This is a genomic window from Pseudoxanthomonas mexicana, from assembly GCF_046736355.1.
GTDB lineage: Bacteria > Pseudomonadota > Gammaproteobacteria > Xanthomonadales > Xanthomonadaceae > Pseudoxanthomonas_A > Pseudoxanthomonas_A mexicana_B.
In genome coordinates this window covers 78,923-105,678 of record NZ_CP157201.1, presented here as the reverse complement: position 1 = coordinate 105,678, position 26,756 = coordinate 78,923, and the positions used below count along the sequence as shown (strand labels likewise).

Annotated in this window: 20 protein-coding genes; 9 read left to right on the top strand and 11 right to left on the bottom strand. The window is 70.1% G+C overall.

Annotated elements, in window-relative coordinates:
* Positions 1–110: 110 nt before the first annotated feature.
* Entirely contained in the window at positions 111–824 is a 714-nt protein-coding gene (gene pgl / locus AAG688_RS00455) for a 6-phosphogluconolactonase (RefSeq protein ID WP_411833406.1), read from the bottom strand.
* Positions 821–2,299, bottom strand: a complete 1,479-nt coding sequence (gene zwf / locus AAG688_RS00450) for a glucose-6-phosphate dehydrogenase (RefSeq protein ID WP_411833405.1) — start codon at positions 2,297–2,299, stop codon at positions 821–823. Before zwf ends, pgl begins: the two co-directional genes overlap by 4 nt.
* A gap of 139 nt (positions 2,300–2,438) precedes the next feature.
* On the opposite strand from zwf, the gene AAG688_RS00445 reads away from it, so the two are divergent.
* On the top strand, positions 2,439–3,188 hold the full coding sequence (locus AAG688_RS00445; protein WP_411833404.1) for a GntR family transcriptional regulator: 750 nt from the start codon (positions 2,439–2,441) through the stop codon (positions 3,186–3,188).
* 61 nt (positions 3,189–3,249) lie between these two features.
* On the opposite strand, the gene AAG688_RS00440 is transcribed toward AAG688_RS00445, so the two are convergent.
* The 7 genes from AAG688_RS00440 to AAG688_RS00410 form a co-directional block, all read right to left on the bottom strand.
* On the bottom strand, positions 3,250–3,906 hold the full coding sequence (locus AAG688_RS00440; protein ID WP_411833403.1) for a DUF2931 family protein: 657 nt from the start codon (positions 3,904–3,906) through the stop codon (positions 3,250–3,252).
* A 60-nt stretch (positions 3,907–3,966) separates the two neighbouring features.
* A complete protein-coding gene (locus AAG688_RS00435) occupies positions 3,967–4,620 on the bottom strand; it encodes a DUF2931 family protein (protein WP_411833402.1) in 654 nt (217 codons plus the stop codon).
* 23 nt (positions 4,621–4,643) lie between these two features.
* The gene (locus tag AAG688_RS00430) at positions 4,644–6,494 is read right to left on the bottom strand and encodes a PAAR domain-containing protein (RefSeq protein WP_411833401.1); all 1,851 of its coding nucleotides are present in this window, start codon (positions 6,492–6,494) and stop codon (positions 4,644–4,646) included.
* A 304-nt stretch (positions 6,495–6,798) separates the two neighbouring features.
* The gene (locus tag AAG688_RS00425; protein WP_411833400.1) at positions 6,799–6,993 is read right to left on the bottom strand and encodes a hypothetical protein; all 195 of its coding nucleotides are present in this window, start codon (positions 6,991–6,993) and stop codon (positions 6,799–6,801) included.
* 64 nt (positions 6,994–7,057) lie between these two features.
* Positions 7,058–8,287, bottom strand: a complete 1,230-nt coding sequence (locus AAG688_RS00420) for an acetate/propionate family kinase (protein ID WP_411833399.1) — start codon at positions 8,285–8,287, stop codon at positions 7,058–7,060.
* Positions 8,284–9,708, bottom strand: coding sequence for a bifunctional enoyl-CoA hydratase/phosphate acetyltransferase (locus AAG688_RS00415; RefSeq protein WP_411833398.1), 1,425 nt, complete (start codon positions 9,706–9,708; stop codon positions 8,284–8,286). Before AAG688_RS00415 ends, AAG688_RS00420 begins: the two co-directional genes overlap by 4 nt.
* Positions 9,709–9,903: 195 nt before the next feature.
* Positions 9,904–10,920: a sugar kinase gene (locus AAG688_RS00410; protein WP_411833397.1), complete on the bottom strand. Its 1,017-nt coding sequence runs from the start codon at positions 10,918–10,920 to the stop codon at positions 9,904–9,906.
* A 271-nt stretch (positions 10,921–11,191) separates the two neighbouring features.
* On the opposite strand from AAG688_RS00410, the gene AAG688_RS00405 reads away from it, so the two are divergent.
* Together AAG688_RS00405 and AAG688_RS00400 are read left to right on the top strand one after the other, a co-directional pair.
* A complete protein-coding gene (locus AAG688_RS00405; protein WP_411833396.1) occupies positions 11,192–13,972 on the top strand; it encodes a TonB-dependent receptor in 2,781 nt (926 codons plus the stop codon).
* A 180-nt stretch (positions 13,973–14,152) separates the two neighbouring features.
* Positions 14,153–17,089: a TonB-dependent receptor gene (locus AAG688_RS00400; protein ID WP_411833395.1), complete on the top strand. Its 2,937-nt coding sequence runs from the start codon at positions 14,153–14,155 to the stop codon at positions 17,087–17,089.
* Positions 17,090–17,252: 163 nt separating this feature from the next.
* Here the strand turns inward: AAG688_RS00400 and AAG688_RS00395 are convergent, their stop codons facing one another.
* On the bottom strand, positions 17,253–18,881 hold the full coding sequence (locus AAG688_RS00395; RefSeq protein WP_411833394.1) for a carboxylesterase/lipase family protein: 1,629 nt from the start codon (positions 18,879–18,881) through the stop codon (positions 17,253–17,255).
* 164 nt (positions 18,882–19,045) lie between these two features.
* Positions 19,046–20,422 (bottom strand): polysaccharide lyase family 1 protein, encoded by a 1,377-nt coding sequence (locus AAG688_RS00390; RefSeq protein WP_411833393.1) that lies wholly within the window; start codon positions 20,420–20,422, stop codon positions 19,046–19,048.
* Between the two features lie 178 nt (positions 20,423–20,600).
* Between AAG688_RS00390 and AAG688_RS00385 the strand changes: the two genes are divergently transcribed.
* From AAG688_RS00385 to AAG688_RS00360, 6 genes are all read left to right on the top strand, one after another.
* The gene (locus tag AAG688_RS00385; protein WP_411835046.1) at positions 20,601–21,440 is read left to right on the top strand and encodes a 2-keto-4-pentenoate hydratase; all 840 of its coding nucleotides are present in this window, start codon (positions 20,601–20,603) and stop codon (positions 21,438–21,440) included.
* Positions 21,437–22,432 carry a TRAP transporter substrate-binding protein gene (locus tag AAG688_RS00380; protein ID WP_411833392.1) on the top strand — a complete coding sequence of 332 codons (996 nt, stop codon included), beginning with the start codon at positions 21,437–21,439 and terminating at the stop codon, positions 22,430–22,432. Before AAG688_RS00385 ends, AAG688_RS00380 begins: the two co-directional genes overlap by 4 nt.
* A gap of 18 nt (positions 22,433–22,450) precedes the next feature.
* The gene (locus AAG688_RS00375; RefSeq protein WP_411833391.1) at positions 22,451–22,990 is read left to right on the top strand and encodes a TRAP transporter small permease; all 540 of its coding nucleotides are present in this window, start codon (positions 22,451–22,453) and stop codon (positions 22,988–22,990) included.
* Positions 22,990–24,273 carry a TRAP transporter large permease gene (locus tag AAG688_RS00370; RefSeq protein ID WP_411833390.1) on the top strand — a complete coding sequence of 428 codons (1,284 nt, stop codon included), beginning with the start codon at positions 22,990–22,992 and terminating at the stop codon, positions 24,271–24,273. Before AAG688_RS00375 ends, AAG688_RS00370 begins: the two co-directional genes overlap by 1 nt.
* Positions 24,270–25,409 carry a pectate lyase gene (pelA, locus tag AAG688_RS00365; RefSeq protein ID WP_411833389.1) on the top strand — a complete coding sequence of 380 codons (1,140 nt, stop codon included), beginning with the start codon at positions 24,270–24,272 and terminating at the stop codon, positions 25,407–25,409. The genes AAG688_RS00370 and pelA overlap by 4 nt, the downstream gene beginning before the upstream one ends.
* Positions 25,410–25,497: 88 nt before the next feature.
* Positions 25,498–26,565: a LacI family DNA-binding transcriptional regulator gene (locus AAG688_RS00360; RefSeq protein WP_411835045.1), complete on the top strand. Its 1,068-nt coding sequence runs from the start codon at positions 25,498–25,500 to the stop codon at positions 26,563–26,565.
* The last annotated feature ends 191 nt before the right edge of the window (positions 26,566–26,756 follow it).

Sequence of the window (26,756 nt, the reverse complement as noted above, 5' to 3'; positions counted from 1 at the left end):
TTCACAGGGAGCAAGAGCAGCCGAGCAAGCTCGGCTCTACGGGGACATCGTTCTGGCTTGGCGCGGGAATGCCGTGGGTCACGGCGGGCCATCGCCTTCGTCGAACCTGCTCAGGGGCAGTAGTAGGTCGCCACCGGTTCCGCCTGCGCCAGCACCGCGCGGATCGGCAGGGCGGCCTCCTGGCCTTCGCCACCCAGCGCGCGCCGCAGCACCGCCCGCTTTTCCTCGCCTTCGATATGCAGGTACAGGTGCGGCACGGCCAGCAGCGCGGCCAGCGTCAGGGTGATGCGCGGTTCGCCCGCGCCCGGCGCGCGCATCGGCAGCACGCGCGCGGGCGTGGCCGGATCCAGCGCGTCGTCGAGCCGGTCGCCGCCGGGGAAGAACGAGGCGGTGTGGCCGTCGGTGCCCATGCCCAGCACGGCGACGTCGATCGTCGCCGGCAGGTCGCGCTCGACCTCGGCCAGCGCCGCTTCCGGCGCGGGCAGCGGCCGGTACAGCGGGATCAGGCGCGCGGCGGCGGCCGGTCCGTGCAGCAGCAACTGGCTCACCAGCCGCGCGTTGGAGCGATCGTGATCGGCCGGCACCCAGCGCTCGTCGACCAGGGTGACGGCGACGCGCGCCCAGTCCAGCGCCTGGGCCGAAAGCCGTTGCAGGAAGCGCCTTGGCGTATTGCCGCCGGACAGCGCCAATGCCGCCTCGCCGCGGGCGGACACGGCCGCGCGCAGCCGCGCGGCCACCTCGCCCGCCAGCGCCTCGGCGAGCGCCTCGGCATCGGGGAAGGTGTGCAGTCGCAGGCGGTCGGAGAGATCGGCCGCCGCGCTCACACCGTGTCCTCGTGCCAGGTGCGCCCGTCGCGCTCGACCAGCGCCACCGCCGCGCTCGGCCCCCACGAACCGGCCGTGTACGGCTTGAGCGGATCGCGCAGGTTCTCCCACGCGGCCAGGATCGGGTCGATCCAGTGCCACGCCGCCTCGACCTCGTCGCGGCGCATGAACAGGGTCTGGTTGCCGCGCACCACGTCCATCAGCAGGCGCTCGTAGGCTTCCGGCTGGTGCACGCCGAAGGCCTCGGCGAAGCTCATGTCCAGCGGCACGTGCTGCAGGCGCAGTCCGCCGGGCCCCGGATCCTTGATCATCAGCCACAGCTTGACGCCCTCGTCCGGTTGCAGGCGCAGCACCAGCTTGTTGCCGTGCACCGGGCCGGAGGACGGTTCGAAGATCGAATGCGGGATGCGCTTGAACGCGATGACGATTTCGGACACGCGCTCGGGCAGGCGCTTGCCGGTGCGCAGGTAGAACGGCACGCCGGCCCAGCGCCAGTTGTCCACCTCGGCCTTCAGCGCGACGAAGGTCTCGGTGCGCGAGTCGGCGCGGCCCAGTTCGTCCAGGTAGCCCGGCACCGCGCCGCCGCCGCTGGCGCCGGCGCGGTACTGGCCGCGCACGGTCAGCTGCGCGGCGTCGGCGGCGGTGATCGGGCGCAGCGAGCGCAGCACCTTGAGCTTCTCGTCGCGCACCGCGTCGGCCTGCAGCGCCGCCGGCGGTTCCATCGCCACCATGCACAGCAGTTGCAGCAGGTGGTTCTGCACCATGTCGCGCAGCGCGCCGGAGGTGTCGTAGTAGGCCGCGCGCTTCTCCAGGCCGACGGTCTCGGCCACGGTGATCTGCACGTGGTCGACGTGGCTGGCGTTCCACAGCGGCTCGAACAGGATGTTGGCGAAGCGCAGCGCCAGCAGGTTCTGCACCGTCTCCTTGCCCAGGTAGTGATCGATGCGGAAGATCTGGCTTTCGGCGAACGCGCTGCCGACCGCGTCGTTGATCGCCGCGGCGCTGGCCAGGTCGTGGCCGATCGGCTTTTCGATCACCACGCGCGAGGGCTCGGCATTGAGCCCGTGCGCGCGCAGGCGGTCGCACAGGGCGACGAACAGGCTCGGGCTTGTGGACAGGTAGAACACGCGGATGCGGTCGCCGCCGGCCCGGATGCGCTCGGCGAATTCCTCCCAGCCGGCGTCGCGGGTGGCGTCGAGCGGGTGGTAGCCGAGCTTGCGCAGGAATCCCGGCAGCCTGGCCGCCAGCGTCTCGTCGTCGCCGATCACGCGCGCCAGCGCCTCGCCGACCTTGCCGCGATAGTCGTCGTCGGACTGGCTGTCGCGGGCCACGCCGATGATGCGGCTGTCCTCGGGGATCTGGCCGTCGGCATAGCGGCGCAGCAGGCCCGGCAGCAGCTTGCGCAGCGCCAGGTCGCCGGTGCCGCCGAAGATGACGAGATCGAAGGGATCCACGGGCAGGGTCTGGGCGGTCACGTCGCGGTCTCTCGGGTGCAGGGAACGGAGGTCGACACCATACCACCGCCCTACCATGAAGTGACAAAACAAAGGCCAATTTTGCGGGTTTGGCCCCTGATGTTGCACCATTGGTACTTCACTGGTACTTTCATCCGCCATGCAAACCCAACTCCTCGACGAATACCAGCGGCTGCAGACGGGCGAGTCCACCCGCGCGGTGGCCTACCTGCGCCTGCGCCGCGCGCTGCAGAACCTGATGGACGCCGGCATCCTGCGCCCCGGCCAGGCGCTGCCCAGCGAGCGCGACCTGGCCGCGCTGCTGTCGCTGTCGCGGGTGACCATCCGCAAGGCGCTGGCCGGACTGATCGACAGCGGCCTGCTGGTGCAGCGGCAGGGCGCCGGCACCTTCGTCGCCGAGCGCATCCTGCGCCAGTTCTCGCGCCTGACCAGCTTCACCGACGACCTGCGCGAGCGCGGGCTCAACCCGCAGGTGAAGTTCCTCGAGCGCAGCGTCGGCGAGGTCACGCCGGAGGAGTCGATGGCGCTGAACCTGTCGCCCGGCAGCGGGGTGGTGCGGATGTACCGGCTGCGCCACGTCGACGGCTCGCCGATCGCGATCGAGCGCACGCTGGTGCCGTATTCGCTGCTGCCGGATCCGGACAGCGTCGCCACCTCGCTGTACGAGGCGCTGGACGCCTACGGCAACCGCCCGCGGCGCGCGCTGCAGCGGCTGCGTGCGGTGGCGCTGGACGAGGAGGCGGCGCGCCATCTGGAACTGCCGGTCGGCAGCCCCGGCCTGCTGGTCGAGCGCCGCGCCTTCCTCGAGGACGGCCGCGTGGTCGAATCGACGCGCTCGTACTACCGCGGCGACGCCTACGACTTCGTCGCGGAGTTGCAGAGCGATTAGCCCGAAGCACGCCCGGATCCGGGGGCATTGGAAACCGTTGCCCGGGTCCGGCGCGATCACTTCAGGGCGTGCCGGGGCACTTCCAGGCGTCGTAGGGAATGGGGTGCGTCTTCAGGTATTGCTGCGTTTCCGGCTCAAGCTTTTCCAATGAGTACGCGTAACGCCCGCCCGTCAATCCTTGCGACGGTCCTTTCGGCTCCACCTCGGCCTGCTGGCACAGTATCTGGACGGGAAGGCCGCCTGGACTTCTCACCACCAATCTGGCAACGCCGCCCGGGGCCAGGCCAATGGCAATGGCATCCTGGTAATCCCATTTGCCCGGCACGGCCCTGGATTCGGCCCGGGTCAGCATCAGTTCGCGTGCGCGCGCTGGAATTTCCAGCGTCACCGTGTAGGTCTGTGGTTCGACCAGCGACTGCCAGCGGACGTGGATGCGCCGGGGCAAATCGGCTCCGGTTACCTTCTTGCCGGCTCCTGTCGTGCGCGGTCCTTGCCAGTCCGCCGGATTGCCGGCATGGGCGATGGACACCGTTCCCGACCCGGCACGGTGGAAGACCCGCCCGCGCACGTCTTCCACGTCGGCCGTTTCCACCCAGGCCTCCATGTAGGGAGGAGCGGAGAATCCCAGGTACCAGGCGTCATAGGGCAGCGCGTCATGGCGCAGCCTGGCCGGGGTGGAGGCGCACCCGACCAGCAGCCACGCCATCAGCAGCCACATCGTCCCGTGCTTCATCGTCGTCCTCACTGGTTCGGCCTGATGCCGCGCCGGCCGCAGGGGTCAGGGTATGCCGGGGCACTTCCAGGCGTCGTAGGGAATGGGGTGCATCTTCAGGTATTGCTGCGTTTCCGGCTCAAGCTTTTCCAATGAGTACGCGTAACGCCCGCCCGTCAATCCTTGCGATGGTCCTTTCGGCTCCACCTTGGCCTGCTGGCACAGCACTTCGACAGGCTGGCCCACGGGTCCGGTAACCCATACCTTGACCATGCCGCCCGGTGCCAGGCCGATGGCTATTGCCTTGCGCCAGTTCCTATACGCTGGATCGACGGACGACGACACCCGGGTCAGCATCAGTTCGCGTGCGTGCGCTGGAATTTCCAGCGTCACCGTGTAGGTCTGTGGTTCGACCAGCGACTGCCAGCGGACGTGGATGCGTCGGGGCAAATCGGCGCCTGTCACGTGCCGACCCAATCCTCCGGGCATGCCGTTCCAGTCTTCCGCGTCGCCGGCGTGGCCCAAAGACGCGGTGCCGGCTCCCGCTCTCTGGAAGACCCGCCCGCGCACGTCTTCCACGTCGGCCGTTTCCACCCAGGCTTCCATGTAGGGAGGGGCGGAGAATCCCAGGTACCAGGCGTCATAGGGCAGCGCGTCATGGCGCAGCCTGGCCGGGGTGGAGGCGCACCCGGCCAGCAGCCACGCCATCAGCAGCAACATCGTCCCGTGCTTCATCGTCGTCCTCACTGGTTCGGCCTGATGCCGCGCCGGCCGCCGGGATCAGGGCGGTTCACGTACACGATGTCCCACGACACCGGACCGCCGCCCAGGCGCTCGCCCAGCGCGAAGTTCCAGTGCGATGACTGGTGGAGGTATTTGCGGCGCAGCAATGCTTCCTCTCCTTCGTCCAGCGACTGTCCGGCCAGCAGCTTGGCGGCGATGGGTTCCAGTTCCGATGGCAGTGCGAAATCAGGTTCATCTGGGATGGATTTGAAAGGCGCCCCAGCCTCCCGCGCCAGCTCGTGCATCACCCGCAACGGCACCAGCTGGTAGCGCCAGTCCAGTGGCCGCTCCAGCACTGCCGCCGCATACACCCGCAGCACGGTATCCGGCAACGCGCTGTCGCTGCCGGCACGGCGCCGGTGCTGCCAGCGGTGCCAGACTTCCACCTTCACCGCCTCCGGCCCCAGTCCCAGGAACTCGCGCCAGCGGTCACAGGCGGCCTGTGCCTCCCCATGCGCCCGGCTGCGTTGCAGCCAGGCCGGATCCGGCTGCTGGCCGGGCGCGAGTCCGGCGTGTGGTTCGATGAAGCCCGCCGGCTTTTCCAGCAGCAGTGGTCCTTCGCGATCGCGGTGGTAGCCGCCGCCCACGTCCGAGTGCGCTCCCGGCAGAACCATCTCCCGGTGCGGCGGCGCCACCGTCGTCAGCAGGAAGTTCGCCCGGCGTTCGTCGCGCGCGGCCAACTGCACGACCTGCCGGGCGCAACCGGTCGGCAGCGCCACGTCCACCCCGCCGTCGCGGCCGTCCCGCACATCCAGGCCGTCGGCCAGGCTGCCGATGGCCACCACCGTGTCGAACAGGCCGACGAAGCCCACCCGGACGTCGTCGGCGAACCCGAAGCCAGGGGCGTAGCGTACCCCGCTGTGCAGCAGCGCCTTTCCCAGCGGGCCGATGCCCTTGAGGTTGACCTGGCGAACGAAGTGCCGCGCCGCCGCCGCGCCGCGCGAAAAGCCGAACACGTCGAATTCGACGCCCGAGACTTGCGTGTCGGCAGCATTGACTACGAAGGCTTCGAGCTGGCGGGGAATCAGTTGTTGGAACACTTGTTCCAGCTTGGCGAGCACGCCCATCCTGCCACCACCCAACCCTTGCGACAGCAGGTTGTCCGGTGCGCCTGCCGTGGTACCGATGCCCTCCACATAGACCCGGAGCGTGAAATCCTCGGCATCCTGTTCTGGAGAAATTTCCAGGTTGTCACGATAAAGCCCGTACAACCGCGCCACATTGGACACGCCGTTGTCGTAGCTGCCGCCTGCGCGCAGCATGTAGGGCCGGCAGTGCTCGACGATGGCTGCCCGCTCTTCGGCGTCCTGTCCCTGCGCCTGTGCCGTGGAAGCCCGGCACTGGCCGCCCAGCGCCACGTTGGCCGCGTTGTTGTTGGTGCCGTCGAAGAACACGCCGATGCGCAAGGTCACCGTCGTCGGTGGTTGCCCGCTGGAAGGAAGCGCTTCCGCCGCCTGCAGGGCCGGCGTGCCGGCATTGGCCGGCGGCGTTGCCGGCACGGGCCGCGCATGCGTTGCCGGCGCCGGATTCCGGGCCAGATCCTCGGCTTCGGTGAAGACACTCCGTTGCCGCACCGACATCAGCGCGCAGCCGCATGCCAGCAGATCGCCCTCCCGCGCCACCGGCTGGCCATCGATGATGAGGGTGGCATCGCCCGTGATGATGGGGAAGGTGCCACGGTGGCGCGGACAGGTGGCCTGATCGCCGACGCGCGCGATCGGTTGGCCGTCGATGTGGGTGAACGGAGTCCCGCCGATGACCTGCCCGCCGCCGCTGGTGGCGTCGCCCACGACGATCAAATTCCTTTCCATGCCCATCCTCCTTGATGGCATCCCGCTACGGATTCGGGCCAGTCTAGTCCGCTGGTCGGGAAGGCTGCAATTTGGCCGGTTGGGGTGAGGCCACCGGCGGCGGAATCAGCACATGCAGCTGGCCTGCCAGTGGGACAGGGCCATCACCAGGCGTCGCTGCAACTGCATGACACCCTTCGGGAATCTCCGGCAAGTCCACTCATGCTCGTCATTTCGCGCAGGCCGGACACGGTGTCTTTGCCTGCGCCGGCCTGGAGTCGCTGGATCCCGCCTGCATGGGATGACGACCCGTCCAAGGGGTTCCCTAGAACCGCACCTTGTCGAAGATCAGCAGCCAGCCGACGACGGTGGCGGCGACGACGAACAGCACGCCGCCCCAGCCCACGCCGATGCCGCCGCGCTTGCGGAAGATCAGGTTCAGCACGGCGATGATGACCGTCGGCGCGACGATCAGCAGCACCAGCAGCCACCAGATTTCGATTTCCAGTCCCAGCAGCATGTTCCGTCCCCTTGTCGTCGGGTGAAGTGGAGCGGAGGCGGTTCGCCGCCGTCCGCACGTATTTTCAGTCCTCGCCCGGCACCAGCGACAGCGCCTGCCGCGCGGCGATCCATTCCTCGTTGGTCGGTTCGACCGCGACGGCGATCGCGCTGTCGGGTGCGGAGATGATCGCCGCGTTGCGCGCGTTGGCGTCGGCGTCCAGCCGCAATCCCAACCATTCCAGGTCGCGGCAGACGCGCTCGCGGATGGCGGCGCTGTGCTCGCCGATGCCGGCGGTGAACACCAGCGCGTCCAGGCCGCCGAGCACCGCCGCCATCGCGCCGATCTCGCGGACGATGCGGCGCACGTACAGCGCCAGCGCGGCGCGCACGCGCTCGCCGGTCTCGTCGTCGCGATCCTCCAGCGCCAGCAGCACCGGCGGATCGGCCGATACGCCGGACACGCCGAGCAGGCCGGACTGGTGGTAGAGCACGCGGCCGACCTGCTCCAGCGTCAGTTTCTCGATCTCCATCAGGTACAGCACCGCGCCCGGATCCAGCGCGCCGCAGCGGGTGCCCATCATCAGCCCGTCCAGCGCCGAGAAACCCATCGTGGTGGCGACGCTCTTCAGATCGCGCAGCGCGCACAGGCTGGCGCCGCTGCCCAGGTGCGCGGCGACCACGCGCCCGCGCGCAGTCTGGCCCAGCCGCTCGGGCAGCGCCAGCGACAGGTACTCGTAGGACAGGCCGTGGAAGCCGTAGCGGCGCAGGCCGCGCTGCCATGCATCCCACGGCAGCGCCAGCATCCGCTCGACCTGCGGCAGGGTGTGGTGGAAGGCGGTGTCGAAGCAGGCCACCTGCGGCAGGTCGGGGCGCTCGCGCAGCAGGATCTCGATGGCCTCCAGCGCGAACGGCTGGTGCAGCGGCGCCAGCGGGATGTAGCCCTCCAGGTCGCGCAGCACCGCCGCGTCCACCCGCACCGGCGCGGCGTAGCGATCGCCGCCGTGCACGACCCGATGCGCGATCGCGCGCAGGCGGCGGCCGCCGAGGCGGGCGATCACCCGCTCGCGGATGTGCGACAGCGCCGAGCGGTAGGGATGGCGCGGATCCAGCTCGATCGGCGCCGGCGCCACGCCAGTCTCGCCGAAGGTGGTCGGCGTGCGGCCGATGCCCTGCACCTTGCCGTTCCACGCCGGCGTGCGCGGCAGCGGATCGGCGCCGGCGTCGAACAGCGCGAACTTGATGCTCGACGATCCGCAGTTGAGCACCAGCACGAGATCCCCGTGCGTGACATGGCGATCGGACGGCGCGCTCACGGCGGGCTGGTCCGGTAGCGGTGCGCCAGCAGCAGTGCGATCGCGCAGGAGGCGATGCGCGACTCGCGCGGGTCGGCGCGGCTGGTCAGCACGATCGGCACCTTGGCGCCGAGCACGATGCCGGCGCTGGCGGCGTCGCCCATGTATTCGAGCTGCTTGGCCAGCATGTTGCCGCTCTCCAGGTCCGGCACCACCAGCACGTCGGCCTGGCCGGCCACGTCCGAGGCGATGCCCTTGACCCGCGCCGCCGCGGCCGACACCGCGTTGTCGAACGCCAGCGGGCCGTCCAGCACGCCGCCGGCGATCTGGCCGCGATCGGCCATCTTGCACAGCGCGGCGGCGTCCAGCGTGGCCGGCATCGACGCGCTGACCGTTTCCACCGCCGCCAGGATCGCCACCCGCGGCTGCGCCACGCCGATCACGTGCGCCAGGTCGATGGCGTTGCGCACGATGTCGGCCTTGTCCTCCAGGCTGGGGGCGATGTTGATCGCCGCGTCGGTGATGATGAAGGGGCGCGGGTAGGCCGGCGTCTGCATCAGGAAGCAGTGGCTGACCCGGCGCTTGGTGCGCAGGCCGGCCGCCGACGGCAGCAGCGCGCCCATCAGCTCGTCGGTGTGCAGGCTGCCCTTCACCACCACCTCGACCTGCCCGCTGGCGGCCAGTTGCGCGGCGCGCGCGGCGGCGGCGTGGCTGTGCGGGACGTCCTCGATCTCGGCGCCGGCCAGGTCCACGCCGGCCTCGGCGGCGGCGGCCTCGATGCGCGCGCGCGGGCCGATCAGCACCGGCAGGATCAACCCGGCCGCGCGGGCGTCCATCGCCCCGGCCAGGCTCAGCGCGTCGGTGGGGTGCACGACCGCCGCGCGCACCGGCTCCAGCGCGGCCACCGCGCGCAGCAGCCGCTGCAGGCCGTCGCCGTTGCTGCTCAGGCGCACTTCCGGCAGGGTCGCGCGCGGATGCTCGATCGGCTGGTCCGGCGCCAGCACCCGCGCCTCGCCCTCGATGGCGGTGTTGCCGTGCTGGTCGATGCAGGCGCAGGCCAGGGTGGCCTCGCGCAGCGCCGGATCCAGCGCGGTCACGGTGACGCGGATGTCGAGGGTGTCGCCGACCCGCACCGGGCGCAGGAAGCGCAGCGTCTGGCTGCGGTAGACCGTGCCCGAGCCGGGCAGGCGGGTGCCCAGCACCGCCGAGATCAGCGCGCCGCCCCACATGCCGTGGGCGATCACGCCCTGGTAGACGGTGCCCGAGGCGAACTCCGGGTCGATGTGCTGCGGATTGACGTCGCCGGACATGATCGCGAACAGCTCGATGTCCTGGGTGGTGAGCGTGCGTTGCAGCGAGGCGGTGTCGCCGATGGCCAGCTCGTCGAAGGTGCGGTTGCGCACCATCTGCAGGCTCTCCAGGGGATCGGATAATGGCGTCATGCGGTGTCTTGGCAGTCAGGGAAGGACGACAGTAACCCGTACGACGCGCCGGGATGTTCACGGCGCGCGCACCGGCCACGGCCGATGCGCGCAGCATCGCCGATCGCGGCCGATGGCGGCCTTGATTGCAATCAAAGCGCGCGGCGCCATCCGGCTGAGCCTGCCTGCGGCGCGGACAGCCTCGCCGGCGCGCCTTCAGCGCCTGACGTCGAAGCGCCCCTCGTCCACCAGCGACTGCACCTCGGCCAGCGAGACCAGGTTGAAGTCGCCGGGAATCGAATGCTTCAGGCAGGCGGCGGCCAGGCCGAAGCGGATGACCGGTTCGGCCGGCATGGCGGTGATCAGGCCGTGCAGGACGCCGGCGGCGAAGGCGTCGCCGCCGCCGATGCGATCGACGATGCCGGCCAGTTCCATCGGCGGTGCGAAGACGCTGGCGGCATCGCGCCGGCACAGCTGCGCCGACAGCGTGTGGTGATCGACGCTGTGCGCGTGGCGATGGGTGCAGGCCAGCGTATGCAGCGACGGGAACGCGGCGAACGCCGCCTCGGCCGCCGCCTGCACGCGCTCGCGCGGATCGGCCTGGGCGAAGTCCCGGCCCAGCACCACGGCGATGTCGCGGTGATCGGCGAACAGCACGTGCGCATGGCGCAGGATCCGGCGCAGGATGCCCGGCGCGTCGCCGTGCCAGCGTTGCCACAGCCTGGGCCGGAAGTTGCCGTCGAAGGACACCTGCAAACCCAGCCCATGCGCGGCGGCGGCGGCGGCGACCGCCGCCTCGGCGGCCTCCGGCCCGAGCGCGGGGCTGACCCCGGACAGGTGCAGCCACTGCGCGCCTTCCAGCAGCGCGGGCCAGTCGTAGCCGGCGGGATCGGCCAGGGCGAAGGCCGAGCCGGCGCGGTCGTAGATGACCTCGCTGGGGCGGTGGATGGCGCCGGGCACGAGGAAGTACAGGCCCATGCGCCCGTCGGCCGCGCGCACCCGGCGGGTGTCCACGCCGCGGCGGCGCAGCTCGGCCACCGCCGCCGCGCCCAGCGGGTTGTCGGCCACCACGCTGGCCACCGCCGCGTCGTGGCCGAAGGCCGCCAGCGACACCGCGACGTTGGCCTCGGCGCCGCCGACGTGGACTTCCAGCGCGGGGGTCTGCAGCAGCCGTTGCCGGCCCGGCGCGGCCAGCCGCAGCAGCAGCTCGCCGAAACACACCACTCTCGTCATTGTCGATCTCCCGGCAGACGGCCGCATGGCCGGCCGGCATCATAGTGCACGCCGCGGACGTGATGACTAGCGGTGTCATGCACTTCCGGCTGTCCGCGGCCTGTCCCGCGCTGTCCCGGGACCATGAAATACCATGCTGCGCTGCAAGGTGTGGCGGACTTTCGACCCTGCTAGCGTAATGACCAGCGGTGTCATTTTGGCCCGCGGGAGCGGCCACGACCTGGGCTCCCAGCCAGTTTCCGAACTGATTGCACCCTGGGAGGGGAAATCCATGTCGTACCGTCGCCAATACCGGAAGACACCGGTTACCTTGCTCGCTCTCTCCATCGGCCTCGCGCTGCAATCCGCAGGCGCACACGCGCAGGACGTCTCCGCGCAGCCAGTCGCCACGCAGGACGCCACTGAACTGGACGTCATCTCGGTGACCGGCTACCGCGCCAGCCTGGAGAAGGCGCTGGACATCAAGCGCGGCGAAGCCGGCGTGGTCGATGCGATCGTTGCCGAGGACATCGCCGACTTCCCCGACATGAACCTGGCCGAGTCGTTGCAGCGCATCCCCGGCGTGTCGATCACCCGCGACGGCGGCGAAGGCCGCAACATCTCGGTGCGCGGCCTCGGCCCGCAGTTCACCCGCGTGCGCATCAACGGCATCGAGGCGCTGGCCACCGGCGGCGGCACCGACACCTCCGGCGGCGTCAACCGCGGCCGCTCGTTCGACTTCAACACCTTCGCCTCCGAACTGTTCAGCCAGCTGATCGTGCGCAAGACCTCGGCGGCGGAGATCGAGGAAGGCTCGCTCGGCGCCACCGTCGACCTGCGCACCGCGCGCCCGTTCGACTACGACGGCTTCACCCTCGCCGTCGGCGGCCAGGCCAGCTACAACGACCTGCTGGAGGAGACCAACCCGCGTGGCACCTTCCTGGTCAGCAACACCTTCGCCGACAACCGCGTGGGCGCGCTGCTGTCGGTGGCCTATACCGACCGCAAGGTGATCGAGGAAGGCTCGGACTCGGTGCGCTGGTGGACCGCGCAGGCCGGCACCAACCATTTCAACGGCTGCGCGCCGGGCCAGCCGGTCACCTCGCCGGTCCCGGCGGTGTGCAGTCCCAACGTGTTCCATCCGCGCATCCCGCGCTACAACGTCTACGTGCACGACCAGGAGCGCCTGGGCGTCACCGGGTCGCTGCAGTTCAAGCCCGGCGACAACACCGAGATCGCGTTCGACGCGCTGTACGCGCGCTTCGACGCCAACCGCTACCAGGACAACATCAACGCGGTGTCCTTCAGCCGCACCAACGCCGCCGGCAAGCAGGCCACCATCGTCCGCCAGGCCGAGATCGACAGCCGCGGCAACCTGGTCCACGGCGTGTTCGACAACGTCGACATCCGCTCGGAAGGGCGCTACGACGAGCAGAGCACCGACTTCAAGCAGTGGAGCCTGGCGCTGGACCACCGCTTCAGCGACGCCTTCTCCACCAGCGCGCTGGTCGGCAACGTCCGCTCCACCTACGACAACCCGATCCAGACCACCGTCATCATGGACAAGTTCGACGTCGACGGGTACTCGTGGGACTACCGCGGCAACAGCCGCCTGCCGATCTTCGGCTACGGCGACATGGATCCGCTGGACCCCAACGGCTGGACGCTGGCCGAGATCCGCCTGCGCCCGCAGTGGACGCGCAACGAGTACGACGCCGCGCAGGCCGACTTCAACTGGATCGCCTCTTCGTACTTCACCCTCAAGGGCGGCGTGCACCACAAGGACTACACCTTCGAGACCAAGGAGTGGCGGCGCTCCAACGAGCTGACCGTGCCGGCGATGAGCAGCGCCACGCTGTCCGGGCTGCTGCGCCAGTTCGGCACCTACGGCATAAGCGCCGGCGGGGTGAACCGCTGGCTGGTGCCCGACGTGGGCGCGTTCCAGGACGCGCTGGACATCCACGGCGGCGGCGGCATCTACACGGTCCACGACAACCTCGCCGCGCTGGCCGCCAACAACCGCACGGTCAACGAGAAGAGCCTGGGTTTCTACGTCCAGGGCGACTTCAACTTCGACCTCGGCAGCATCCCGGTGCGCGGCAACGTCGGCGTGCGCCGTGTCAACACCGAGCTGACCAGCGACGGCTGGTCCTTCGTCGGCGGCGTGCCGACGCCGACGCGAGTGGTGCACGAATACGACGACACGCTGCCGTCGCTGAACCTGGCGGCGGAAGTCAGCGAGAACTTCGTGGTCCGGCTGGCGGCCGCCGAGGTGATGACGCGCCCGAACCTGGGCTTCCTCAACCCGGGCGCGACGGTCAGCGCCTCCGGCGGCGCGTTCACGGTGACCAGCGGCAACCCGAAGCTGGAGCCGTTCCGCGCCAAGACGCTGGACCTGAACCTGGAGTGGTACTTCGACAACGAGGCGCTGCTGTCGCTGGGCGTGTTCCACAAGGACATCGACAGCTACGTGCAGACCTCGCGCGAGAGCCGCCCGTATAACACCTCCGGCCTGCCGGACTCGCTGCTGGCCGGCACCATCGCCACGCCGAGCGACATCTTCACCTTCAACCAGCCGCTCAACACGCCCGGCGGCGACCTGAAGGGCTACGAGGTCAGCTACCAGCAGCCTTTCACCTTCCTGCCCGGTTTCTGGAAGGACTTCGGCGTGCAGCTGAACTACACCTGGGTCGATTCGGAGATCCAGTACCTGAGCTCGAGCGGCGCGCCGAGCGCGAAGGGCCCGATGGTCGGCCTGTCGAAGAACGCCTGGAACGCGACCGTCTACTACGACAACAGCCGCTTCTCCGCGCGGGTGTCGGCGGCCTACCGCGACGAGTTCATCAATACGATCCCCGGCCGCGAAGGCAGCGACGTCGAGGCGACCTCGGAATCGACCACCGTCGATGCGTCGATCTCCTGGCGCGTCACCGACAAGCTGACGCTCTCGCTGGAAGGGCTCAACCTGACCGACGAGTGGACCGACCTGTGGATGGACACGGCCGGCGATCGCTCGATTGCCTACACCCATACCGGCCGCCAGTTCATGCTCGGCTTCCGCTACAAGTTCTGAGCCGCGGCAGCGGCCGGATGCAGCCGCCGGGCCACGGCCCGGCGCTGCTGCGTTGCATGATGTCCAGGCCGCAGCGGCCTGTCATACAGACCGGCGGCGCCATCGCCCGCCGGTGATGCCGGCGGGCCCGTTCGTGGCCGCCATGCCCGAGAAGACGAGAGCCACCTGGGGAGGGGCGCCATGAACATGAAAACGATGAAGGGGTCACCGGTTTCTTCGCTCGCCGCCGCGATCGCGCTGGCGCTGTCCGCACCGGGCGCCTTCGCCCAGGACGCGCCGCCGGCGCAGGACGCGGTCGACCTGGATCGCGTCGAGGTGGTGGCGACGTTCCGCGCCAGCCTGGAGCAGGCGCTGGAGCAGAAGCGCTACAGCACCGAGCAGGTCGACGCGATCATGGCCGAGGACATCGGCAAGTTCCCGGACCTGAACCTGGCCGAGGCGCTGCAGCGCGTGCCCGGCGTGTCGATCGACCGCGACGCCGGCGAGGGCCGCTCGATCAGCGTGCGCGGCTTGGGCGGCGACTTCTCGCGCGTGCGCATCAACGGCCTGGAGGCGCTGGCCACCACCGGCGCGACCGACAGCTCCGGCGGCGCCAACCGCAGCCGCGGCTTCGACTTCAACGTGTTCGCTTCCGAGCTGTTCAGCAACGTGCGCGTGCGCAAGACGCAATCGGCGCAGGTCGACGAGGGTTCGCTCGGCGCCACCGTGGACCTGCGCGTGGCGCGGCCGTTCGACTACAAGGGCTTCACCGCCTCGGTCGCTGCGCAGGCCGGCTACAACGACCTGTCCGGCAACTACAACCCGCGCGGCTCGGCGCTGATCGCCAACACCTGGGCCGACGGCCGGGTCGGCGCGCTGCTGTCGGCCTCGTACAGCGAGCGCAACATCTTCGAGGAAGGCTTCAGCAGCGTGCGCTGGGCGTCCGGCGACGCCTCGCCGAGCAGCACCACCACCTTCTGCAGCCCGCTCGGCTACACGCCGCAGCAGCCGGCCAACAACAGCGGGCGCGGTTCGTCGGCGGCCAACTGCCACAACTCCGGCGGCGTGCTGATCCCGCGTCCAGCCAATACCCCGGGCAACGTCGCCGCCTACGAGACCGCGCGCGACGCCTTCCATCCGCGCCTGCCGCGCTACGGCCGGCTGACCCACGAGCAGGAACGCACCGGCGTCACCGGCTCGCTGCAGTTCAAGCTGGGCGACGCCACCACGCTGAGCCTGGACGGCCTGTACTCGAAGCTGGACGCGGCCCGGCGGGAGGACTTCCTGCAATCGATCTCGTTCAGCCGCAACTCGTCGCAGGGCGGTAAGGCGCAGACCATCGTGCGCGCGGCGGAGGTGGACGATCGCAACAACCTGGTCTACGGCGTGTTCGACAACGTCGACGTGCGCGCCGAGTCGCGCTTCGACCAGCTCACCACCGAGTTCACCCAGTACAGCGCGCTGCTGGAGCACCGCTTCAGCGACCGGCTGCAACTGGAGGCGCTGGTCGGCACGTCGAAGTCGGAGTTCCGCAACCCGTACCAGACCACGGTGACCTTCGACATCCAGAACATCCAGGGCTACAGCTGGGATTTCCGCAACAACCGCAACCTGCCGGACATCGACTACGGGTTCGACACCGGCGACACCAGCGCGTGGAACTGGATCAGCAGCCCGCCGGTCAACAGCACCGGCTCGGAGATCCGCATCCGCCCGCAGGGCACCAACAACCGCTTCGACAACGCCAAGGCCGACCTGCAATTCGTCGTCAACGAGACCTTCACCCTGCGCGGCGGCCTGGCGTGGAAGGAGTACGACATGGAGTCGTACGAATCGCGGCGCGCATCGGAGACGGTGGTGCCGGGCCTGCCGGCCGGGGTGACGCTGGCCGACATCGCCACCCGCGTCACCGGCTTCGGCAAGGGGCTGGGCTCCAGCTCGCCGTCGTCGTGGGTGATCCCGGACCTGGGCAAGCTGGTCGATCTGTTCGACATCTACTGCAACTGCAACACCGGCGTGCCCGGCGGCGACTTCACCCTGACCGGCGTCACCAACGGCAACGCGCGCACCAACAACTTCGCCATCGGCGAGAAGAACACCGGCGGCTACGTGCAGCTGGACTTCAACACCGACCTGGCCGGCCGCGCGCTGCGCGGCAACCTCGGCGTGCGCCATGCCCGCACCGAGATCACCGCGGTCGGCTACACCTCGGTCGGCGGCGGCACGCAGGTGGTCCACCACCACGACTACGACGACTGGCTGCCGTCGCTGAACCTGGCTTGGGACGCCGGCGACGACGTGGTGCTGCGCTTCGGTGCGGCCAAGGTGATGGCGCGGCCGCAGCTGGCCTCGCTCAACCCCGGCTCCGGCATCAGCTTCAACGCCACCGGCGGCACCAGCACCGCCAACGTCGGCAATCCCTACCTGGAGCCGTTCCGCGCCACCACCTACGACCTCAGCGTGGAGTGGTACTTCGCCGACCAGTCGCTGCTGTCGGCGGCGGTCTTCTACAAGGACATCGACACCTACATCCAGCAGTACCGCCAGAGCATGCCGTACGCCGAGACCGGCCTGCCGCTGGACTGGCTGCCGACCGGCTTCGACCCGCAGAACGAGGTCGACTTCCGCATGTGGATCAACACCCCGGGCGGTCCGCTGAAGGGCTTCGAGCTGAACTACCAGCAGCCGTTCACCTTCCTGCCCGGCTTCTGGAAGGACTTCGGCGTGATCCTCAACTACACCCACGTCGAGTCCGAGATCACCTACGGCAACCCGGACGTGCTGGGCTCGGACGCGACCTTCGTCAACGACCTGGTCAACCTGTCGCCCGACGCGTACAACGCCACGCTGTACTACGACAACGGCAGGTTCAGCGCGCGCGCGGCCTATTCCTACCGCGACGCCTACCTGCAGCGCGTGCCCGGGCAGAACGGCAACGACGTGGAAGGCAAGCGCGCCACCCGCAGCATCGATGCGATGCTGTCGTACAAGGTCGGCAAGAACCTCAGCCTGACGCTGGAAGGCATCAACCTCAACGACAGCTTCAACGAGCAGTACGTGGATTCGTACCGGGACAGCACTTCGGTGTATCACCACACCGGGCGGCAGTTCTTCGCCGGGTTGCGGTATCGGTTCTGAGGGATTGCGAGCTGGCACGGGCCCCCACCCCAACCCTCCCCCGTGAACGGGGGAGGGAGCCGTCCCTGCTTCTTCCCAGCATCATGATCTGCTCCTTCCCCCGCTTGCGGGGGAAGGTTGGGATGGGGGCAAACCGTCAGCAGAAGCCCACCTCATCCACTTGTCAGAACGTGCCGCGCTGGACGAAAGGCGCCTGCCGATAGATCTCACGCTCGCCCCCACGCGGGTCGTGCTCCAGCGCCGGCACCGCATCGAACACCATCGTCTCCCGCCGTTCCAGCGAATAGGCCGGCCACGCCGGCAAACCCGCGTGGTTCGGATCGCCCTGCCGCGCCAACGCCAGCAGCGCGCCGCTCATGCGGTCGGCCACGGCCTGCGCGTCGGCCCCGTCGCCGGTGCGCGAACCCGGCCGGCGCACGTTGTCGAACACCAGCGCGATGTCCAGCGTATGGAAGGCGCGCAGCCGCTCGCCCTCGCCGCCGCGCGGATACCAGTCGAGCTGGTAGGCCCAGGTCGGTGCGCCTTGGCGCGCACGCGCCTCCAGTTCCTCGATCGCGCCGCGCCAGGAGCGGCCGGCGGTGGTGGCGGCGAAGAACACCTCCGATGGCGTGTAGTGCGGATACAGCCGCCGGTATTCGGCGACAAGATGCGCGGGATCCAGATCGACGAACTGCTGCGCGCGCAGCTTCTCCGGCAGTTCCGTCCAGTCCAGCGAGAAGTGGGCGGGATCGTGGCCGAGGAAGGCGCGCGTCTCGTCGCGCGTGTTGCCGATGACCAGCGGGATGCCGGCCGACTGCGCCGGCGCATCGGGCCAGAACGGATGCCGCATCAGCGACACCTGATCGACGACCGGGCCGAAGTACAGCGCGGCGTCCTCGACCGGCGACGGATCGCGGGTGGACAGCGCCTCCAGCAGGCGTTGCATCGGCAGCGCGCGCAGCGCATCGGCCTCGTCATGCCGCAATCCCAGCGCGGCCAGGAACAGATCGGCGCGGCGGGCGGCGGCGCGCGGCCCGGCGGCGGTGACCTGCTGGCCGCTCATCGTCATCGCGCGGTGGAACAGGCCGCGCGCGGCCGGCATCGCCATCAGCGTGGCGATCTTGGCGCCGCCGCCGGACTGGCCGAACACGGTGACGTTGCCGGGGTCGCCGCCGAACTCGCGCGCGTGCTCGCGCACCCATTGCAGCGCCTGCACCAGATCCAGCTGGCCGACGTTGCCGGAATGGCGCAGCTCCGCGCCGCCGCGATCGCGCAGGTACAGGTAGCCGAACGCGTTGAGGCGGTGGTTGACCGTCACCACCACCACGTCGCCGCGCCGGCACAGGTTGCTGCCGTCGTACAGCGGATCGCTGCCGGAGCCGGTGTTGTAGGCGCCGCCGTGGATGTAGAACAGGATCGGCCGCCGTCCGCCGTCGCGCAGTCCCGGCGTCCACAGGTTGAGGAACAGGCAGTCCTCGCTGCCCGGGCCGTCGCGGCCGGATTGCGGCGCCGGGCCGCCGTATTCGAGCGCATCGCGCACGCCGCGCCAGGATTGCTCCGGCAGCGCCGGCCGGAAGCGCCGCGGCGCGGTGTCGGCGCCGTAGCGCACGCCGCGGAAGACGTGCACGCCGTCCTCGATGGCGCCGCCGATGCGTCCGCTGCGGGTGTGCGCCACGCTGGTTTTCGTCGGGGTGGCGGCGATGCTCGTTGTGATGGATGTGGAGAATGCACCACCAGCCAACAGCATGCCTTGGCGCAACAGGTTTCGACGAGTGGTGTCATTGGGATCGGCATTGGCGTGCGATCGGCTCATCGGTGTGTCCTGCGATCTCTGTTCCAATGAAGCGAGCGGCAGCGGCGCGATGCACCACTCCGGTCATTCACCACAAATGCCGTGTCCCGGAGATTTCCAAGTCGTCATCCCCGCGCAGGCGGGGATGACGAGCGGGAGGTCCAGCGGTTCCCCAAAGCGAAGGCTCAGCGCAACGGTTCCCCACGCTGGTAGCCGGCCAGCGGCTCCATCGTGTCGAGGTTCCATTCCGCCTCGACGAAGGGCTTGCGGGTCGGCGCGTACTGCGGATAGCCGCCGACTTCCTCCTGGCTGTCGATGATCTCGCCGCGCCCCTCGATCACGTCGGCGACGATGCGGCGATCGATCGGGTCGCGGTTCCACGGCGTCGCCCCGGCCGCGGCGATGATCGCATCCTGCACCTGCGCCGACGGCAGCAGCTTCACCCCGAACGGCAGCGCCGGCGGCGTGCGCAACCGGTTCACCTTGACCGGCGCGGTGGTGTAGCGGCCGATCTCGGGAATGCTCGTCTGACCGATGACGTCGACCGTCAGGTTGTCGTCAAGGTAAAGATCGACGTCGCCGGATCCGCCGATCATGAAGAACGCCAGCTTCTTCGTGTCCTGGCCGGCGCGCAGCACGTTGCCGCGCAGGATCATGCGGCCGGTCTCGTAGGCATGGCCGATCCATTCCTCGGCGATCAGGTTGTAGTGCGCCGCGCGCGCGCCGGGGTTGTAGATCAGGTTGTTGAGGACCTGGCCCGACACGCCGCCCTTGAACAGCGGGTTGCGCTCGTAGTTGTGCGCGTAGAGGTTGCCGACGATCAGGATGTCCTGCACGTGGTCGTGCACCAGCGTGCCCTTGGAATGCTCGCCCTTGCCGTGGCTGGCGTAGGCCAGGCCTTCGGCGATGAGGTTGTTGCTGAAGGTGATGCGGCGCGAGGTGCCCGCGCGGAAGTCCTCGACCGTGCGGCCGCCCACGGCGAAGCGCGTGCCGGACGCGGACAGGCCCTCGTCGGTGCCCCAGGTCAGCGAGCAGTGATCGACGATGACGTCGTGCGCGCGCACCGTCGAGATGGCGTCGAAATCCACGCCGGAGCGCTTCGGCTGGCCGGCGTCGCCCGGGCGTATGCGGATGTGGCGCACGATCACGTCGTGGGTGGCGATGTCGAAGCCGCCGCGGATGAAGGTCACGCCCGGCGCCGGCGCGGTCTGGCCGGCGATGGTCAGGAACGGCTCGGTGATGCGCACCGTCTTCAGGTCCAGGTCGATGACGCCGCCGACCTCGAACACGATGGTGCGCGGCCCCGGCGTGCGCACCGCCTCCAGGAAGGAGCCCGGCCCCTCGGCGTCCAGCGTGGTCACCCGCAGGATCGCGCCGCCGCGGCCGCCCGGCGTGTGCGCGGCCCAGCCCTGCGCGCCCGGGAAGGCCAGCGCGGGGCCGGCTTCCGCGGCGCGGACGGCCTGGGTGGACGCGCCGGCCGACAGGCCCAGGGCCAGCGCGAAGGCCGCCAGAGGCAGGAAACGGCGGATGAAGCCGCGCGAATGCGTCGGAGTGGACTGCATGGAAAGCCTCCCTGAGTGATTGCCGCGGTGCGCCGGACCCGGCGTCCGGGACGTTTTGCGCACTGCACATTGCCTATGACACCGGTTTACCATATACAGCTTCCCAGGCACTGTCGAACGGCAGTGCAACAAAATCCCAATGGGCATCCTCGGAGGCGCCTTGAGCACCGACAACGGCATTCTGGACGAAACGCCGACACCGCCCGGGCTGGCCGCCATCGCCGCCGGCTTCGTGCAGGCGCGCGCGCGCGGACAGGCCCTGGCCGCGTTCCCCGGCGAGATCCCGGCCGATCTGGTCAGCGGCTACCGCGTGCAGGACGCGGCGATCGCGCGCTGGCCCGATCGCGTGGTCGGCTGGAAGGTCGGCTACATCGCCGCCGAGCGCCGCGACGCCTCCGGCGACGACCGCCTGCTCGGGCCGATCTTCGCCGGCAAGCTGCAACCGGCCGACCCGGACGGCGAGGTCGAGTTCGAGATCTTCGCGGGCGGATTCGGCGCGGTGGAGGCCGAATACGTGCTGCGGCTGGAGGCCGACGCGCCGGCCGGCAAGCTGGACTGGACGCCCGAGGAGGCCGCGGCCTTGCCGGCCACGCTGCTGATCGGCGTGGAAGTGGCCAGCAGCCCGCTGGCCACCATCAACGAACTGGGGCCGAGGGTGGTCGTGTCCGATTTCGGCAACAACAACGGCCTGGTGCTGGGGCCGGAAATCGCCGGCTGGACGGCGCTGGACGAGGCCGACCTGATCGCCGAGACCTTCATCGACGGCGTATCGGTCGGCCACGGCGGCGCGCAGCGCCTGCCCGGCGGGCTGCGCGCGGCTTTCGCGTTCGCGCTGGGCCGCTCGGCGCGGCGGGGACGGCCGCTGAAGCGCGGCGAGCTGGTCGCGACCGGGAATGCTACCGGTATCCATGACATCGCCGTCGGCCAGTCGGCGCGGGTGGATTTTGCCGACCATGCCGGAATCCGGCTGCGCGCCCGCGCCGCGCGGCCGCTGCCCGGCGCGGAGGATGGCGCATGAACGGGCGCCGCCGCTTCCTCGCCTGCGCCGTGGCCGCCTGCGCCGCGCCGCTGCTGCCGGCGCGCGCCGGCGACGCCCCGGGCGCGGCGCGGCTGCTGACCGCCACCGACGTGCACGTATCCAACTATCCCACCGTCGAGGCGGTGCGCTGGATCGGCCAGACCCTGGAGCGCGAGACCGGCGGCCGGCTGCGCCTGCGCCAGTACCACTCCGGCCAGCTCGGCCGCGAGTCCGAGGCGATCGACATGGCGCGCTTCGGCGCCATCGACATCACCCGCGTCTATTCCGGCGCGCTCAACAACGCCTTTCCGCTGACCCAGGCGCTGTGCCTGCCATACGTGTTCGATTCGGTCGCGCACATGCGCCATGCGCTGGACAGCGGCGTGGCCGACGAAGTGCTGCGCGGCTTCGAGACGCGCGACCTGGTCGGCCTGGCCATCTACGACAGCGGCGCGCGCTGCTTCTACAACACCAAGCACCCGATCCGCACGCCGGCCGACATGCGCGGGCTGAAGCTGCGCGTGGCCTCGTCGGACATCTTCATCCGGCTGGTGCGCGCGCTCGGCGCCAACCCGACGCCGATGTCGCTGGGCGATACCTTCTCCGGCATGGAAACGCACATGATCGACGGCGCCGAGAACAACATGCGCAGCTTCCATTCCAGCCGCCATTTCGAGGCGGCGAAGTACTGGTCGCAGAGCGAGCACTCGTACGCGCCGGACGTGCTGCTGATCTCGCGCCGCACGTTCGAGTCGCTGTCGCCGGCCGATCGCCGGCTGCTGCTGGACACCGCGCGCGCCTCGGTGCCGGTGATGCGCCGGCTGTGGGACGCCTCCGAAGGCGCCGCGCGCCAGGCGGTGCTGGACTACGGCATCCAGGCCAACGCAGTGGACATGCCCGCGTTCCGCGCCGCCGCGCAGCCGCTGAAGGATCAGTACCTGCGCCAGCCCGCCATCGAAGCCCTGCACCGTCGCATCCGCGACCTGGCCTGAAGCAAGGGAAGCCCCGCGATGTCAGAAGCAGAAACCCTTTCCGTTCCTCCCGCCGGCGCCGCGCAGCGCGCGCTGGACGCGTGCGCCCGCCTCGCCATCGGCATCGCCGCCGCCGCCCTGCTCGGGCTGGTGGTGGTGCAGGGCTGGCAGGTGTTCGCCCGCTACGTGGTCAACGATTCGCCGAGCTGGACCGAGCCGGTCACGCTGCTGCTGCTGAGCACGGCGATGAGCCTGGGCGCGGCGGCCGGCGTGCACACCGGCCGGCATTTCGGCTTCTTCCTGCTGCACGACCACCTCAACCCGCTGGCGCGGCGCGTGGTGGACGTGATCGTGCCGCTGGTCGTCATCGGCATCGGCGCGGTCATCGCCTGGTGGAGCGCGATCCTGCTGGCCGACGGCCTGTCGATCCGCGCGGCCGGCGCGCCGCTGCCGCAGTCGATCAACTACCTGCCGCTGTGCGTCGGCGGGACGCTGATGGCGCTGTTCGCGCTCAACCGGCTGGCGGGCGCGCTGGCGCCGCGTCCGGCGCCGTCCCTCGCCGCGGAAGGAGATCGCTGATGGCCATCGCCATCCTGTTCACCGTGTTCGCGGTGCTGCTGCTGATCGGCGTGCCGGTGGCGTTCGCGCTGGCGGCCGCGGCGCTGGCCACGCTGCTGTACCTGGACCTGCCGAGCATCGTGATGGTGCAGCAGATCTCGGCCGGCACCGGCACCGCCTCGCTGATCGCCATCCCGTTGTTCATCTTCGCCGGCGAGATCATGATGCGCGGCGGCATCTCCGAACGGCTGATCGCGCTGGCCTCGTCGCTGGTCGGGCGCATGCGCGGCGGGCTGGGGCAGGTGTCGATCCTGTCGTCGCTGTTCTTCGGCGGCGTGTCCGGCTCGGCCATCGCCGACGTGTCGGCGGTCGGCGGCACGATGATCCCGCAGATGGTCAAGCGCGGCTACGACCGCGACTTCGCCGTCAACGTCAGCATCACCGCGGCGCTCGTGGCACTTCTCGTGCCGCCGTCGCACAACCTGATCCTGTTCTCGGCCGCGGCCGGCGGCGGGCTGTCGATCGCCGATCTGTTCGCCGCCGGCATCGTGCCGGCGCTGCTGATGACGCTGGCGTTGATGATCACCGGCTACGCGGTGGCGCGCCGGCGCGGCTACGGCGTGGAAGCGTTCCCCGGCATGCGCGCGGTGCTGGTGCGGCTGCTGGCGGCGCTGCCGGGGCTGGGGCTGGTGGCGCTGATCTTCGTCGGCATCCGCGCCGGCATCTTCACCGCGGTGGAGAGCGCGGCCATCGCCGTGGTCTATGCGCTGCTGGTCACCATCGTGCTGTACCGGCAGCTCAAGCTGCGCGAGTTCCTGGAGACGGTGACCCACGCCGCGCGCACCACCGGCGTGATCCTGTTCGTGATCGCCGCGGCGGCGGTGTTCGGCTGGCTGCTGGCCTACCTGCAGGTGCCGGTGGCGGCGGTGGAGTTCCTGCAGTCGTTCGCGCACAGCAAGTACATGGTGCTGCTGATGATCGTGATCATGCTGCTGCTGCTGGGCACGTTCATGGACCTGGCGCCGATGATCCTGATCTGCACGCCGATCTTCCTGCCGGTGGCGCGCGCCTACGGCATCGATCCGATCCACTTCGGGCTGGTGCTGGTGCTGACCGGCGGCCTGGGGCTGGTGACGCCGCCGGTGGGCTCGGTGCTGTTCATCGGCACCGCCATCGGCAAGATCACCGTCGGCCAGAGCATGCGCACGATCTGGCCGTTCTGGCTGGCCGGGCTGGGCGTGCTGCTGATCGTGACCTTCTTCCCCGAGCTGTCGCTGTGGCTGCCCCGGCTGATGCGCGCATGAAGGCGGCGCTGCTGTTGCTGGCCGCCGTGTTCGCGGCGCCGGCCGTGGCGCAATCGGCGGCCGATGCGGAAACCGCATTGGACGGCTTCGGCGACGCCATCCACCACTGGCGCAACGTCCACGGCCGCGACTATCCGCGTCATGCGCCGTCGCAGGTGCGCGAGATCGCCGACAACCTGCTGCTCTACCAGCGCCGCGACGGCGGCTGGATCGAGAACCAGGATCCGGCGCGCGTGCTGTCGGCGGCGGACCGCGAACGTCTGGCCGCCGAGGCGCTGCAGGAGGGCGGCAGCTTCGACAACCGCAACGTCCATACCCAGATCGACTACCTGCTGGCGGCGCACTCGCTGACCGGCGATGCGCGCTACCTGCAGGCTGCGGTGCGTGGACTGGCATTCACCCTCGCTCATCAGATCCCCGGTTGCGGCGGCTGGCCGCACACGGTGCCGGCCACGCAGCGCTATCACCCGCTGATCACCTTCGCCGACGACGTCACCGCCGGCGTGCTGGGCATGCTGCGCGGGGTCGCGCAGGGCGAGGGCCGCTACGCCGCGCTCGATGCCGCGCTGCGCGAGCGCGCTGCGCAGGCGGTGGCGCGCGGCGACGACTGCGTGCTGCGGCTGCAGATCCGCCAGGACGGTGGCGGGCCCGCCGGCTGGGCCGGCCAGTACGACCCGCAGACGCTGCTGCCGGCGCAGGGGCGCAGCTTCGAACTGCCGTCGATCGCCGTGCAGGAAACCGTCGGCGTGGTCCGCTACCTGATGTCGATCCCGGATCCGTCGCCGCAGGCGATCGCCGCCGTCGACGGCGCGGTGGCCTGGCTGCGCCGCGTCGCGCTGGACGGCTGGCGGCTGGAGACCTTCGCCGCAGAACCCGAGCAGTACCGCCATCACCGCAGCGACGAGGATCGCCGGCTGGTCCGCGACCCGTCCGCGCCGCCGTTATGGGCGCGCTTCCACGACGTCGCCGACGACAGCGTGGTGCTGGCCACGCGCGAGGGCGTCCGCGTCGCCGACTACGCGCAGATCCCGCGCGAGCGGCGCACCGGCTATGCGTGGTACGGGCAGTGGCCGCAGGCACTGCTGGAAAAGGAATACCCGGCGTGGCGGGCCGCGCATGCGGCGGCGGGTCGTTGAAGCATGGCTGCCGCCGCATGCGCGGACCGGCGCGCCCGGACAGCGCATGACTACCGCTAGAATCGCCGTATCCGACCGGCCCGACGCCATGCCCGCACGCAAGAAACCCGAAGCCCCCGCCGCCGCGGCCGAAAGCCTGAAAGGCAGGACCGCCACCATCAACGACATCGCCCGCCTGTCGGGGGTGTCGAAGAAGACCGTCTCGCGCATCATCAACAACTCGCCGCTGGTGCGGCAGGACACCCGCGAGAAGGTCGAGGCGCTGATGCGCGAGGTCGGCTACTCGCCGGATCCGATGGCGCGCGGGCTGGCGTTCCGGCGCTCGTTCCTGATCGGCATGGTCTACGACAACCCGACCGCGCAGTACATCGTCGACATGCAGTACGGCGCGCTCGACGCGTTGCGCGATTCCAGCTTCGAACTGGTGGTGCATCCCTGCGACTCGCGCAGCCCCGGCTACATCGAGGGCGTGCGCCGGTTCGTGCAGCAGCAGAAGCTGCACGGCGTGATCCTGGTGCCGCGCGCCTCGGAGGACCAGGCGCTGGCCGACATGCTGGCCGAGATCGGCTGCCGCTACACCCGCGTGGCCTCGGTGGCGCTGGACGAAAGCTCGCAGATGGTGGTCACCCACGACCGCGAGGGCGCGGCCGAGGCCGCCGACTACCTGCTCTCGCTCGGCCATCGCGACATCGCGCTGATCACCGGTCCCTCGGCCTACCGCTCCACCCTGGAGCGCACCGCCGGCTTCGTCGAGGGCCTGAAGAAGCGTGGCCTGGAACTGCCGCAGGAGCGCATCGTCGAGGCCGGCTACACCTTCGAGTCCGGCGTGGCCGCGGCCGAGAAGCTGCTGGTCGGCAGCCGCCAGCGCCCCACCGCCATCTTCACCGGCAACGACGAAATGGCCGCCGGCGTCTACCGCGTGGCGATGCGCAACGGCATCCAGATCCCGCGCCAGCTGTCGGTGATCGGCTACGACGACAGCCCGCTGGCCTCGCGCCTGTGGCCGCCACTGACCTCGGTGCGCCGGCATACCCGCGACACCGGGCGCACCGCCGCGGCGATGCTGATCCAGCCCGAGCACGCGCAGGTGCTGTCGGTGGCCAGCGTGCGCCCGCACCTGATCGTCCGCGATTCCTGCCAGCCGCCGGAAAGCTGAGCGCGGGGCGGCGTCATGGCCGGCTCGTTCCCACGCATGTGGGAAGGCCCTGCCTGATCCTTCCGGTGCCTTGATCCGCCCCTTCCCCCGCTTGCGGGGGAAGGCTGGGATGGGGGCTGCCGGTGAACTGACAGCAGCCCCCACCCCAACCCTCCCCCGTGAACGGGGGAGGGAGCTCTTGCTGCCTAGAC

Coding starts and splice junctions, on each gene's coding strand:
- AAG688_RS00445 (WP_411833404.1), top strand. CDS start 2,439: ATGCAAACCCAACTCCTCGACGAATACCAGCGGCTGCAGACGGGCGAG.
- AAG688_RS00440 (WP_411833403.1), bottom strand. CDS start 3,906: ATGTGGCTGCTGATGGCGTGGCTGCTGGTCGGGTGCGCCTCCACCCCG.
- AAG688_RS00435 (WP_411833402.1), bottom strand. CDS start 4,620: ATGTTGCTGCTGATGGCGTGGCTGCTGGCCGGGTGCGCCTCCACCCCG.
- AAG688_RS00430 (WP_411833401.1), bottom strand. CDS start 6,494: ATGGAAAGGAATTTGATCGTCGTGGGCGACGCCACCAGCGGCGGCGGG.
- AAG688_RS00425 (WP_411833400.1), bottom strand. CDS start 6,993: ATGCTGCTGGGACTGGAAATCGAAATCTGGTGGCTGCTGGTGCTGCTG.
- AAG688_RS00415 (WP_411833398.1), bottom strand. CDS start 9,708: ATGACGCCATTATCCGATCCCCTGGAGAGCCTGCAGATGGTGCGCAAC.
- AAG688_RS00410 (WP_411833397.1), bottom strand. CDS start 10,920: ATGACGAGAGTGGTGTGTTTCGGCGAGCTGCTGCTGCGGCTGGCCGCG.
- AAG688_RS00405 (WP_411833396.1), top strand. CDS start 11,192: ATGTCGTACCGTCGCCAATACCGGAAGACACCGGTTACCTTGCTCGCT.
- AAG688_RS00400 (WP_411833395.1), top strand. CDS start 14,153: ATGAACATGAAAACGATGAAGGGGTCACCGGTTTCTTCGCTCGCCGCC.
- AAG688_RS00395 (WP_411833394.1), bottom strand. CDS start 18,881: ATGAGCCGATCGCACGCCAATGCCGATCCCAATGACACCACTCGTCGA.
- AAG688_RS00390 (WP_411833393.1), bottom strand. CDS start 20,422: ATGCAGTCCACTCCGACGCATTCGCGCGGCTTCATCCGCCGTTTCCTG.
- AAG688_RS00380 (WP_411833392.1), top strand. CDS start 21,437: ATGAACGGGCGCCGCCGCTTCCTCGCCTGCGCCGTGGCCGCCTGCGCC.
- AAG688_RS00375 (WP_411833391.1), top strand. CDS start 22,451: ATGTCAGAAGCAGAAACCCTTTCCGTTCCTCCCGCCGGCGCCGCGCAG.
- AAG688_RS00370 (WP_411833390.1), top strand. CDS start 22,990: ATGGCCATCGCCATCCTGTTCACCGTGTTCGCGGTGCTGCTGCTGATC.
- pelA (WP_411833389.1), top strand. CDS start 24,270: ATGAAGGCGGCGCTGCTGTTGCTGGCCGCCGTGTTCGCGGCGCCGGCC.
- AAG688_RS00360 (WP_411835045.1), top strand. CDS start 25,498: ATGCCCGCACGCAAGAAACCCGAAGCCCCCGCCGCCGCGGCCGAAAGC.